The sequence below is a fragment of the Candidatus Limnocylindrus sp. genome, assembly GCF_040397215.1.
GTDB lineage: Bacteria > Chloroflexota > Limnocylindria > Limnocylindrales > Limnocylindraceae > Limnocylindrus.
Genome location: NZ_JBBAWK010000001.1, coordinates 41,416 through 53,302, shown reverse-complemented (window position 1 = coordinate 53,302; position 11,887 = coordinate 41,416). Strand labels below are relative to the sequence as shown.

11 protein-coding genes are annotated in these 11,887 nt (G+C 62.0%); all 11 read left to right on the top strand.

Features of this window, described 5'->3' with window-relative positions; genetic code table 11:
• Positions 1 to 23: 23 nt before the first annotated feature.
• The gene (locus tag AC3LCN_RS00245) at positions 24 to 1,058 is read left to right on the top strand and encodes an ABC transporter ATP-binding protein (RefSeq protein WP_488648084.1); all 1,035 of its coding nucleotides are present in this window, start codon (positions 24 to 26) and stop codon (positions 1,056 to 1,058) included.
• Complete coding sequence (locus AC3LCN_RS00240) at positions 1,051 to 1,941, top strand: ABC transporter permease (RefSeq protein WP_488648083.1); 891 nt, start codon at positions 1,051 to 1,053, stop codon at positions 1,939 to 1,941. Before AC3LCN_RS00245 ends, AC3LCN_RS00240 begins: the two co-directional genes overlap by 8 nt.
• On the top strand, positions 1,931 to 2,824 hold the full coding sequence (locus AC3LCN_RS00235; protein ID WP_488648082.1) for an ABC transporter permease: 894 nt from the start codon (positions 1,931 to 1,933) through the stop codon (positions 2,822 to 2,824). The genes AC3LCN_RS00240 and AC3LCN_RS00235 overlap by 11 nt, the downstream gene beginning before the upstream one ends.
• On the top strand, positions 2,821 to 3,735 hold the full coding sequence (locus tag AC3LCN_RS00230; RefSeq protein WP_488648081.1) for a DMT family transporter: 915 nt from the start codon (positions 2,821 to 2,823) through the stop codon (positions 3,733 to 3,735). Before AC3LCN_RS00235 ends, AC3LCN_RS00230 begins: the two co-directional genes overlap by 4 nt.
• Before the next feature lie 66 nt (positions 3,736 to 3,801).
• Positions 3,802 to 5,541 (top strand): CTP synthase, encoded by a 1,740-nt coding sequence (gene pyrG / locus AC3LCN_RS00225; protein WP_488648080.1) that lies wholly within the window; start codon positions 3,802 to 3,804, stop codon positions 5,539 to 5,541.
• 43 nt (positions 5,542 to 5,584) lie between these two features.
• The gene (gene fsa / locus AC3LCN_RS00220) at positions 5,585 to 6,241 is read left to right on the top strand and encodes a fructose-6-phosphate aldolase (protein ID WP_488648079.1); all 657 of its coding nucleotides are present in this window, start codon (positions 5,585 to 5,587) and stop codon (positions 6,239 to 6,241) included.
• Between the two features lie 312 nt (positions 6,242 to 6,553).
• Positions 6,554 to 7,792, top strand: coding sequence for a transcription termination factor Rho (gene rho, locus AC3LCN_RS00215; RefSeq protein WP_488648182.1), 1,239 nt, complete (start codon positions 6,554 to 6,556; stop codon positions 7,790 to 7,792).
• An 89-nt stretch (positions 7,793 to 7,881) separates the two neighbouring features.
• The gene (locus tag AC3LCN_RS00210; protein WP_488648078.1) at positions 7,882 to 9,414 is read left to right on the top strand and encodes a peptidoglycan DD-metalloendopeptidase family protein; all 1,533 of its coding nucleotides are present in this window, start codon (positions 7,882 to 7,884) and stop codon (positions 9,412 to 9,414) included.
• Positions 9,415 to 9,419: 5 nt separating this feature from the next.
• On the top strand, positions 9,420 to 10,811 hold the full coding sequence (gene obgE, locus AC3LCN_RS00205; protein ID WP_488648077.1) for a GTPase ObgE: 1,392 nt from the start codon (positions 9,420 to 9,422) through the stop codon (positions 10,809 to 10,811).
• Positions 10,808 to 11,485 (top strand): nicotinate-nucleotide adenylyltransferase, encoded by a 678-nt coding sequence (gene nadD / locus AC3LCN_RS00200; RefSeq protein ID WP_488648076.1) that lies wholly within the window; start codon positions 10,808 to 10,810, stop codon positions 11,483 to 11,485. The genes obgE and nadD overlap by 4 nt, the downstream gene beginning before the upstream one ends.
• A 32-nt stretch (positions 11,486 to 11,517) precedes the next feature.
• The gene (gene rsfS, locus AC3LCN_RS00195) at positions 11,518 to 11,886 is read left to right on the top strand and encodes a ribosome silencing factor (protein WP_488648075.1); all 369 of its coding nucleotides are present in this window, start codon (positions 11,518 to 11,520) and stop codon (positions 11,884 to 11,886) included.
• The last annotated feature ends 1 nt before the right edge of the window (position 11,887 follow it).

The following is an 11,887-nucleotide window of genomic DNA, read 5'->3' as shown; positions in this document are numbered from 1 at the left end:
ACCACCCTTCAGAAGGAGGAGAGATGTCGGGATCGGCCTCGCCTGCAGCCGTTGACGCGACGGGAGTCGGCCGCGTCTTTCACGCGAAGGGCGGCCCGGTCACCGCACTGGACGGCATCGACCTGCGCATTGAGCCTGGTGAGCTCTTCGGGGTGCTCGGCCCAAATGGCGCGGGGAAGAGCACGCTGATCAAAATCCTGAGCACCCTTCTCCTTCCGAGCACCGGATCCGCATCCATCTTCGGCCTTGATGTCGTCACCGAAACGGCACGCGTGCGCCGGATCATGAACCTGGTCGCCGGCGGTGACTTCTCTGGGTACGGCCTACTGAAGGTTCGTGAACAGCTGGCGATGTTCGCCCAGTTCTACGGCCTGCCGTACCGCGAGGGGATGGCGAAGGTCGATGCGCAGCTCGCCGCGTTCGGCATCGATGACATTCGTGACCGCAAGATCAGCGCCCTCTCGACCGGGCAGCGCCAGAAGCTGAACTTTGCGCGATCGTTCCTCAACGATCCATGGATCCTCTTTCTTGATGAGCCAACAATCGGCCTTGACGTCTCGGCCGCCCGCGACGTGCGCGATCGCGTGCGAGCCTTCCAAGCGGAGCAGCCTGGTCGAACCGTACTGCTCACAACGCACTACATGGCAGAGGCGGATGAGATGTGCGATCGCATCGCCATCGTTGACCATGGGCGCATCTTGGCGCAGGGGACACCAACAGAGTTGAAGCGCATGGTGCAAAAAGATGCACTCTTCATCGTTGGCATTGATGCGCTGCCAACAACAATGCCCATGGATGCACTCCGTGCCCTTCCCGGCGTGATCTCTGTCGCGGCGCGAGACGCCGATGGCACCGACGCCTCTGGCGTCGGTTCGCCCATGCTGCGACTCGCGATCGGCCTGAAAGAAGATGCTGCGCTCGGCGGTGTGATCAGTGCGCTTGCTGCAGGAGGTGCGCACCTACGAGAGATCTCGAAGAGCGAGCCGACACTTGAAGAGGTCTTTGTGCAACTCGTCGGTCGAGGCATTAGCGAATCAGATGAGACGAGCAATGGGTAACAGCATTGTCGGCGCCGAGGCCACCGCACTCATCTCGCGCATTCACCAAGAGGCCACCTGGAGCTTGGGTCGCCGAACGCGCCACGCCTTCACCTCAGTGCTGGCACGCGCCTATCCGCGCGTGATCGGTGCAGCGCGCGAGCCATCGTGGCTCTTCTTCGACCTTGTCTTCCCGATTCTCGGCATGTGTTCCATCGTCTTCCTGCTCCGCTCTCGTGGCGTCGATGAGGCCTGGATCGGCTCCACGATCTTGGCGACAGCACTCCTCTCATTCTGGATCTCCGTGGTTTGGATGATGGGGGCGCAGTTTCACTGGGAGCGCGACTCCGGGAACCTCCTCCTCTACATCACCGCGCCCGTTGGCCTGGGCGCGATTGCGCTCGGCATGGCGATCGGCGGCGCCCTTGGGGTGGTGATTCGGGCGGTGATCATCACGACCGCGGGCGTGCTCCTCTTCGGAGCGAAGTATCAGGTCGCTGATCCGCTCCTGCTTGCGCTGGTGATTCTGGCGGGGGTGGCGGCGATGTATTCGCTCGGCGTCTGTCTCTCCTCGATCTTTTTGATTTCAGGTCGCGAAGCAGATCACCTCGGCAGCCTATTGAACGAGCCTATGCAGCTGCTGGGTGGCGTCTACGCACCAGTTCGTTCAATGGGTACCGCAGGAGTGGTCGCACTCGGCATCTTGCCGCTCGCCCCCGCGATTGACGCCCTACGCCAGGTCGCGGTGCCCCAACTCGCTGCGACAGGAATCTTGCCTGTCGGCGTTGAGCTCCTGATTCTGCTGGTGATGACGATCGTCTTTGGTGTGATCGGGCGAGTACTGCTCGCCCACATTGAGCGCGTTGGTCGTGCCGGTGGAAAGTTGTTGGCGCGTGCCGATTAGCGCAGGTTCCGCACCAGAGGTGCGACGGTTCGGCCCGCTGCGCGGCGGCGCTGCAGATGCCGCTCGCTCCCTTGTCGCCTCGGCGCGACTCGCGTGGGCGATTGAGGGGAACTGGGCGGAGCCGATCTATCTCGCCGCGTTCCTCATCGTTCGGCCGCTTGCATTTCTTGGACTCTTTCTCGCCGTCCTGAGCATTGGTGGATCGCTGAACGTTGCGACGATTGGATTTGTGGTGATCGGTCAGGCCGTCTTCCAGATCGTTAGCGCAGCACTTGAGGGCCCAACGCATGCGCTACTCGACGACCGCGAGCGCTACCGCACGATTCGCTACATCTTTGCAACGCCATCGTCGCTGCTGCCTGTCTCCATTGGTCGCTCGTTGGTGAAGGCCAGCATTGCGGGGTTTAGTGCCCTCATCGTGATCGGCGCAGGGATGCTGCTCGGTGTGCCAATGCGCGCGGGCGGGCCAGACCTGCTGCTATTTGCGGCGGTGCTGCCACTCGGGCTCCTCTCTGTTGTAGGACTCGGCATCGTGCTCGGTGGCGTTTGCGTGCAGCTACGAAATGATGCGTGGTCGTATCCGCAGGCCGTCTCATCAACCGTCTTCCTGCTCTGCGGTGCGATCTTCCCGCTCGAGGTTCTCCCAGGGCCCGTGCAAAACATTGCAGCGGCACTGCCAATCACCTGGTGGATCGAGGGGCTGCGCCGCGCGCTACTCGGTACGACCTCAACAGGTATCCTCGGCACCATGCCCACCAACGAGCTCCTGCTCATCCTTGCCGTTGGTACCGCGGTGATTTGGCTCGTCTCGCCACGCCTCTTTGTGGCGGGGATCGACCGCGCCCGTGAAAAGGGGTATCTCGACCGGAATACCGCCTCGTGAGCCGTGCTCCACTGAGCGTCCGAGCCGTTGCCGAAATCGGCGTGCTCATCGCCATGGCAACGTGGGCGATCAACTTTACGGTCGTCAAATCGGCAGTGTTGGTCTGGCCCGTACTGCCGTTTTCTGCCATTCGCATCACTACGGCCGGGATCCTCGTGCTGGGCTGGGCCGCCATGCGCGGCGCAAACTTCCACATGTCACGTCGTGATCTGCTCGCAGCCGCACTCTTTGGTGTGATCGGACAAGGGATCTATCAACTCCTTTGGGCCGGTGCGTTCGGCACCATTAATGCAGGAACGAGTGCGCTCCTTATTGCCGCTACCCCGTTCCTCACCGCCATCCTCGCCTCACTGCTACGCATCGATCCGCTGAAGCCTGCGGTCGCCGTGGGCGGCATCATCGCGTTTGCTGGCGTTGTGGCCGTGGCCCTTGGAGAAGGGGCAGGCGCGTTTGGGGGCGAGACGACTGGTGTGTTGATGACACTCGGGGCCGCCGTCTGCTGGGCGGTCTATCTGCTGGCTGGAGCGCGCGTCATCCCACGTGTTGGCGCAATTGCCTGGACCGCCTGGAGCATGATCTTTGGCGGCGGGGCACTCTTCTTATCTGCGATCGCCGCTGGACAATTCGACGGTCTTGCCGCGCCGCCACCACCCGCAATCTTCGGCCTCGTCTTCGCCACGCTTGGATCGAGCAGTCTCGCCAACGTCTTGTACTTCACCGCAGTGCCGATCGTTGGCGTCTCCCGCGTCTCCAGTTTCCAGCTACTGGTGCCGTTCCTCGCCGTCATCGTTTCAGCCATCGTGCTCAGCGAGGCCCCCGCGCCAATCCAGGCGTTCGGCGGCGCACTCATCCTCTTCGGTATCTGGGCAGGGCGCCAAACAACCTTCCCGTTCCGCCGCCGCCTGCGATAGACTCCACCAGGCTCGTTCGGGGAAACCCCGAGCGCCCCACCTTGAGTGATGGAGGGAGAGCGACCAATGGCGACGAAGTTCGTGTTCGTCACTGGTGGTGTCACCTCCTCTCTCGGTAAGGGAATCACCGCCGCCTCGGTCGGCCTCCTCCTCAAAGCGCGCGGTCTGCGCATCTCCGTCATCAAGCTCGACCCCTACCTCAACGTTGACCCGGGCACCATGTCTCCGTACCAGCATGGCGAAGTGTTCATTACCGACGACGGCGCAGAGACCGACCTCGACCTCGGGCACTACGAGCGCTTCATCGACGTCAACCTCTCGCAGGCCTCTAACGTCACCACCGGGCGCATCTACTCCACCGTGATCGCACGCGAGCGCCGCGGTGACTATCTTGGCGGCACGGTGCAGGTCATTCCGCACATCACCAACGAGATCAAGGAGCGCGTGTTGCGCCTGAGTGGCGATGACGTTGATGTGGTGATCGTTGAGGTTGGTGGCACCGTTGGCGACATTGAGTCGCTGCCGTTCATTGAGGCGATTCGACAGCTGAAGAAGGATGTTGGCCGCGGCAACTCGCTCTACATTCACGTCACACTCCTTCCAGAACTCGCCGCTACTGGTGAGCTGAAGACGAAGCCAACCCAGCACTCCGTGAAAGAGTTGCGCGGGAGCGGCGTTCAGCCCGACATCATCATCTTGCGCGCGGACCACCCGGTTCCAGACGACGTCCGCGAGAAGATCGCCCTCTTCACCGACGTCCCCGTTGAGGCGGTCGTTCCCGCAACCACCGCGCGCACTATTTATGAGGTGCCGCTGCAGTTCGAGAGGTTCGGCCTCGGCGACCTGGTCGTGAGCGAACTTGGTCTCCCAGCAACCACGCCAGACCTCTCGCGTTGGGAGAAGCTCGCCACTGAGATCGTCGCCGAGAAGCCTGCCGTTGAGATCGCCATCGTTGGCAAGTACACCGAACTTCCTGATGCATACCTCTCGGTCACCGAAGCGCTGCGCCACGCCGGTTGGGCACACGGCGTTGATGTACGCGTGCGCTGGGTGAGCGCCGAGCGACTCGATGATGCTGAGCCTGCCGTCCTCTCCGCAGAACTCGCCGGCGCGCACGGCATCTTGGTGCCAGGCGGCTACGGCTACCGCGGCATTGAGGGGAAGATCCGCGCCGCGCATATGGCGCGCACGGAGCGCATCCCGTACCTGGGTCTTTGCCTCGGCCTACAGATTGCGGTGATCGACGTCGCGCGCGAGGCCCTCAGCTCCAGTGATGCGAACTCGACCGAGTTCGACATGTTCACCAAGAACCCCGTGATCGACTTCACCCCTGACCAGCGCGGCGTTGAAGAGAAGGGGGGCACACAACGTCTCGGCCTCTACCCCGCCAAGCTCACCCCTGGGAGCCGCGCCGCAACGGTGTACGGTGCCGAGGTTGTGTACGAGCGACACCGTCACCGCTTTGAGGTCGCCAACCGGTTCAAGCCGCAGCTTGAGGCGGCCGGCATGCGCTTCACCGGCGTGTCACCTGATGGCCGCCTCGTTGAGATCATCGAGCTCGCTGACCACCCGTGGTTCGTGGCCAGCCAGTTCCACCCCGAATTCACCAGCCGACCGCTGCGTCCGAACCCACTCTTTGACGGGTTCATTGGCGCCGCTGTGGCACTGCGCGACGGGCGACTCGCCTCGTATGCCCCACGAATGGTTGGGGTGCGCGATGATGAGGCGGCGAAGGCTGAGCGAAGTCGTGCCGTCGAGGCCGCCGCCACCAAGGCGGCAAAGCGCAGCAACGGATCAAACGCGTAATCGCCCAGCATCGGGCTAAGCCATTCAGTATTGAGGGGGCACCATGAAGTTCTTCTTGGACACCGCTGACATTGAAGAGATCAAGACCGGGATCAAGTGGGGCGTCGTTGACGGCGTCACCACGAACCCGTCGCTCTACGCGAAGGTTGGCGGCTCGTACGAGGAGATTCTGAAGGAGATCTGCGGCCTCACCAAGGGCCCGGTCTCGGCTGAGGTCATGAGCGATGACGCCGACGGCATGGTCAAAGAGGGTCTCGCCTTTGCGAAGATCGCTTCGAATATCGTCGTCAAGGTCGCCCTCACAACCGCAGGGCTAGAGGCAATTAGCCGCCTCGCCGCCGAGGGGATCAAGACAAACTGCACCCTGATCTTCACCGCGAACCAGGGGCTCATGGCGGCGAAGGCGGGCGCCTCACTGATCAGCCCATTCGTTGGCCGACTCGACGACATCAATGAAGACGGGATGATCGTGATCCAGGAGCTCGCCGAGATCTTCGCGAACTACGAGGGGCTTGACCACTGCGAGATCCTCGCCGCCTCGATCCGACACCCACGACATGTCACAGAGTCGGCACTGGCGGGGGCGCACGTGGCGACGATGCCACTCAAGGTGCTTGAGCAGATGACGAAGCACCCGCTCACCGAGAAGGGGATCGCGATCTTCAAGTCGGACTGGGCGAAGGCCACCTCCGGGAAGTAGCCGCGGGCCCGATCCTGCGGGCTCTTGACGAGCGGCAACGGCTGCCGTAGAGTTCTCTCATCCCCCCCGAACTGCACAGCGAACGCGGCGCAGTCTCGCGTACCAGGGATGCATCCACCCACAGATAGAGGAAGGTATTCAACTGATATGAACGACGGACGAAACCGCGGCCCACGACGACCACCCCGCCGCGGCGGACCGAACCCAAACTCCATGCGCATGCCGCAAAGCGCGCTTCCGGCTGACGTCGAGGTGCTCTCCGAGGCTGACCTTGCCGCTGAAGGCCTCGTCACCTTTGTTGCTCTCGCCAACATGACTGCGACCGAACTGATTGCCGCGGCCAAGAAGCTCGGCGTAGTGGCCACGCAGCAAGAGGAGCTCACCACGGTCATTCAGATGATCCTCACGGCACAGGCCGACGAGCAGGGCCAGATCTGGGCCGAGGGAATTCTTGAAATCGTCGACGACGGCTACGGCTTCATCCGACGCAATGGGCTACTTCCAAGTGCTGACGATGTCTACGTTCCGTCGCCGATGGTGCGCCGACTCGGCTTGCGCCAGGGCGACACGATCGGCGGCGTCATTCGCGCACCGCGCGAGGGCGAGAAGTTCTGGGGGATGCTCCGTATTGAGATCGTCTCCGGCACCGACCCAGAGTCGGCGCGACAGCGTCCACACTTTGGCGACCTCACACCGATTCACCCGATTGAGCTGATCAACCTTGAGACTGTTCCCTCGAACCTCTCGCAGCGCCTGATCAACCTCGTGAACCCACTCGGCAAGGGGCAGCGCGCCCTCATCGTCTCGCCACCGAAGGCTGGGAAGACGAGCCTGCTGAAGCAGATCGCCCAAGGCGTCACGGCGAACTACCCGGAGATCTCGCTCATGGTCTGCCTTATTGGCGAGCGTCCAGAAGAGGTTACCGACATGCGACGCTCCGTCAAGGGCGAGGTCATCTCGTCGACCTTCGACGAGCCAACCGAGAATCACACCCATGTTGCCGAAATGGCGCTCGAGATTGCGAAGCGCCGCACCGAGGCTGGTGCCGACGTCGTCGTGCTGCTTGACTCCATCACTCGACTGGCGCGCGCCTACAACCTGGCGCTTCCGCCATCCGGACGAACGCTCTCGGGCGGTATCGACCCAATTGCGCTCTACCCACCGAAGCGCTTCTTCGGTGCCGCGCGAAAGCTCGAAGAGGGCGGCTCACTCACCATCATCGGCACCTGCCTGGTCGATACAGGCTCGAAGATGGACGACGTGATCTACGAAGAGTTCAAGGGAACAGGTAACTCTGAACTCGTACTTGACCGCAAGTTGGCCGAGAAGCGCATCTTCCCGGCGATCGACGTGCAGCGCTCTGGCACCCGCCGCGAGGAACTCCTCCTTGATGAGGGGACCCTCAAGATGGTCTGGACAATGCGCCGCATGCTCTCCGCCGTAGGCGCGAATGAGGGGATCGAGTTGCTCCTGAACCGCATCGCGAAGACGGAGTCGAACGCACAGTTCCTCGCCTCGCTCACCAAGGGAACCGAGGGGTCGAACCCCTAGTAGCCCACGCACGAGGCACAGCGTGTGCCAGGGTGCCCCGCTCGGCGGCATAGCCGAGGGGTAGACTAAGGCGGAGATCGGAGGCTGGAATGCCAGATGTGAAGCGCCAAAAAACGTCTGCCCGCGGATCCAAGCATCGCAATGTGCGAGCTGGAAGCGCAACCTTCCGCCTCGCTGCGGCCATCCGCCATCGACTCCTCGCCTTCCGATCGTTCCTTGAGCGTAGCGGTGAGCGTGCCATCCGGCTGAGCCTCTTCCGCGCTGGAGAGTTCCTGAGGCACCCGCTCCCACGACGAATCCGCGTTCATCCCACCCTTGCGGCCCGCACCACCGGCATCGTCGTCGCCGCAATCGCCCACAAGGTCACCCCAGCGCTTGAGGAGCGCGGCATCCTTCGGTCGCTGCGTCGCCGTCGCCACTCACTCGACTTAAAGCTGCGCAAGCTCCGTCGTGAGCCAGAGCGAGCAATGCCCGTCGTGATCGCAGGGCTCCTGAGCGTGGCCATCATCGCCAGCCTGCTCCCAGGGCCAACCGTTGATACCCGGTCACAGGCACTGAACGACGGCGGTGTGGACATAGGCAAGAGCGGATCGTATGAGCCAACGTTCACCACGGTGTGGGGCGGTACCGAGAACCCAGACCGACTCGCATCAGATGGCACTACCGAGAACCTTGCTGTAAGTGACGGCGTACTCATTGGAGAAACTACAACAGAGAGCACCTTCTCGATGCGTGCAACCGAGGTGGTTGCGAAAGTCCCGGACCCAATTGTTGCGACAACGGCAATCGACGGGCCAATCTTTCTTGATGACGGAACCCTGGAGCTCCCCGCGGCAATAGACATTGTGGTGGCCGATGGTCGCGATCATGTTGCCATCCATGTAGTCTCGCGTGGAGAGACGCTTGCCGCTATCGCCCGAAAATTTGGCATCACCTCGATGGAGCTGATCTGGTCAAATGGCCTCCAGTCTGCCGACAACCCAGCGGGCGGGAAACGGCTCCGAGTACCTGACACACACGGCATTGTCATTACGGTGCGTGAACATGAGACGCTCAAGTCGATCGCATCAAAGTATCGAGTTACACCGATGACTATTCGTACTTACAACAAGCTAAAGACTGCAGATCTTGTGCTGGGCATGGTCCTTGTTCTTCCTGGCGGAAGTGGTTCAGCACTACCAAAATTTACTCGGGCGGATGGCTCAGTCGGCTACTCAGGGCCAGTGCCGAAGGTGTACAGCGGTGTGAAGTTTAGGTATCCCGTCCCGGGTGGCTACTACATTCGCGGATTCACGCGAACCCACCTCGGCATGGACATTGGGAATAAATACGGCGCCTCAGTTGTCGCCGCGGGCGACGGAGTTGTGGTCTTCACAGGGTGGCGCAACAACTGCGGCGGCAATCAAATCATCATCGCGCACGGATCAAACCTGTACTCCGGCTACTACCACCTTTCTGGGGTCGTGGTGAAGACGGGCCAAAAGGTGACGCGCGGAACGCGCATTGGGAGAATTGGACAAACTGGCTGTGCCACCGGCCCTCACCTGCACTTTGCTGTCTCTCGAGGCTTTCCGCTCGCGGGCGATTCAGTGCTCTACAACCCCGCGCGCTTCCTCCCGTAGCACAAATGTTTCTTGACATTGTAGAGATCCACTTGGCCGCTGGGCGTGGCGGCGACGGTGCATCGACGATGCGACGCGAGTCCCATGTGCCGCGTGGCGGGCCTGATGGCGGCGACGGCGGTCGCGGCGGGAGTATCTATGTCGCAGTTGATACTGGGCAAACCACCCTGCGAGACTTTGAGGTGAAGCGTCGATACGTTGCGGGCGATGCCAGTCAAGGCGGAAACAAGACGTCGCACGGTAAGGCTGGTCATGATTTAGTGATTGGAGTACCGCCAGGCACCGCAATCTTTGACGCGAAGAGCGGAGACCTCATCGCCGATCTCGTTTCGCGAGAGCAGCATGTGCTGCTGGTGCGCGGCGGTCGCGGTGGCCTTGGCAATGCGCACTTCACCACGGCGACACATCAGGCGCCGCGACATGCGCAAAAGGGGGAGCCGGGCGAGATGCGTGAGGTGCGCTTTGAGTTGCGGCTGATTGCCGACGTCGGCCTCGTGGGGCTACCGAACGCAGGAAAGTCAACGCTCCTCGCCGCCATCACTGCGGCGCAGCCAAAGATTGGCGACTACGCCTTCACCACCCTCGAGCCGAACCTGGGGGTGCTGGAGCTGGGCATTGACGATGGCCGTCGACCGACTGTTGCCGATCTTCCAGGGCTGATCGAGGGGGCATCAATCGGGGCGGGTCTCGGCTTCGCCTTCCTGCGACACGCCTCTCGAACCCGCGTGCTGGTACACGTGGTGGACGCGTCGGCCCCCGACCCCGTACGTGACGCCGCAATCATTCGCACGGAGCTTGAGGCGCACAACCCAGCCCTGCTTCAAAAGACAACCCTTATTGCCCTCAACAAACTTGATCGCCCAGAGGCGAAGGCTCGTGAGGTGGAACTCACCGCCGCGTTCCGCGAACTGGGTCTGCATGTGCTGCCGATCTCTGCCGTGGGCGGTGAGCGAGGGGAGGGGATCGCGGCTCTGCGCGACGCCTTGGCAGACCTTCTCCCTGACGCAGAGACGCTCTCGTATCCGGCAGAGCCTGCTGGTGTTGTGGTGCACCGCATCAATCCGATCGCCTCGATTGGCTTTGAGATCAGTCGCGAGGGCGAAGGGTTCCGTGTCCGAGGCAAGGCAATCGAGCGACTCGTCCACCAGACCGACTTCGCTCGTGAAGAATCTGCGGAGCGCTTCCAGCACGAACTCGCCCGTCAGGGGATCGAGTCCGCGTTGCGAAAGGCGGGCTGCCGCAGCGGCGACACTGTGACGATTGGCGAGCTGTCACTTGAGTGGGATGACCCTGATGACGCGTCGCTGCTCAATGCCGCCGAAGAGGCCGAGGCACTCGAGCTTGATGGCGTCCTCCTGCCTTCGGCGGCAAACAACGACGGGGAGAGCGAAGGGTGACTGGCATTGGCATTCTCGGTGGCACTTTCGACCCGATCCATGACGGTCACCTTGCCCTCGGCCAGGCCGCCTATGAGCTGCTGAAGCTCGATCACGTGCTCTTCGTTCCCGCCGCACGGCCACCCCATAAGGTTGCCGATCGCGTTACCGACCCTGAAGTTCGGTGCCGCATGGTTGAACTTGCTATCGCCGGGAATCCAGCATTTGAGATGAGTCGCATGGAGATCGATCGCCCTGGCCTCTCATACACGATCGATACTCTTCAAGCTATCGCCACGGAGAGGCGAGAAGGCGGTGCTGCGCCGGAGCTCACGCTGATCCTCTCCGTTGAATCACTCCTCGGATTCAACGAGTGGGAAGACGCAACGGGCATCCTTGATCTGGCGCGCGTCGCAGCACTGCCGCGGCCGGGCACACCAACTCCAAACCGCGCCTGGCTCACTCGTCACTTTCCAGGCCGTGAGGACCGCTTCCTCTATCTCGATGGCTTTCATCTCTCTCATGCCAGCCGAGAGTTGCGCGCGTTGGCCGCACGTGGCCGATCGCTGCGCTATCTCGTCCCTACCGCAGTTGCCGACCTCATTCGACGTGAGGGGCTCTATCGCGACCGACCCGAATTGGTGCTCGAGCGCCCTGTCGAAGTGGAAGACGTACCCGTTGATCCAGCCTCGTAATTGCACAGCCGTTAGTGCGGTACGCTGAGAGCATGTCAACCAAACAGCAAACTGCCATCGAGCCGCACGACCTTGCGCGAAAGGTCGCCCTCCTCGCGGAAGATAAGAAAGCTGTCGACATTCTGGTTCTAGATGTGAGCGGCCTGACCACCGTCACTGAGGCCTTCGTGATCTGCACAGGTGGCTCTGAGCCGCAACTTGCCGCAATCACCGAGAGCATCGTCAGCGGCATGGCCGAGGATGGCATCACTCCGGCGCACCGCCATCGTGCGGCGGCTTCGCACTGGATCGTTCTAGATTATGGAAGCGTGATCGTGCATATCTTTACGCCGCCAGAGCGTGACTTCTATAAGCTTGAACAGCTCTGGTCTGATGCAAAGGTGCTCGTCCGAATCCAGTAGC

What these genes read in the sequence shown, in the direction of transcription:
- AC3LCN_RS00245 (WP_488648084.1), top strand. Translation starts at nt 24, where the DNA reads ATGTCGGGATCGGCCTCGCCTGCAGCCGTTGACGCGACGGGAGTCGGC.
- AC3LCN_RS00240 (WP_488648083.1), top strand. Translation starts at nt 1,051, where the DNA reads ATGGGTAACAGCATTGTCGGCGCCGAGGCCACCGCACTCATCTCGCGC.
- pyrG (WP_488648080.1), top strand. Translation starts at nt 3,802, where the DNA reads ATGGCGACGAAGTTCGTGTTCGTCACTGGTGGTGTCACCTCCTCTCTC.
- fsa (WP_488648079.1), top strand. Translation starts at nt 5,585, where the DNA reads ATGAAGTTCTTCTTGGACACCGCTGACATTGAAGAGATCAAGACCGGG.
- rho (WP_488648182.1), top strand. Translation starts at nt 6,554, where the DNA reads ATGACTGCGACCGAACTGATTGCCGCGGCCAAGAAGCTCGGCGTAGTG.
- AC3LCN_RS00210 (WP_488648078.1), top strand. Translation starts at nt 7,882, where the DNA reads ATGCCAGATGTGAAGCGCCAAAAAACGTCTGCCCGCGGATCCAAGCAT.
- obgE (WP_488648077.1), top strand. Translation starts at nt 9,420, where the DNA reads ATGTTTCTTGACATTGTAGAGATCCACTTGGCCGCTGGGCGTGGCGGC.
- rsfS (WP_488648075.1), top strand. Translation starts at nt 11,518, where the DNA reads ATGTCAACCAAACAGCAAACTGCCATCGAGCCGCACGACCTTGCGCGA.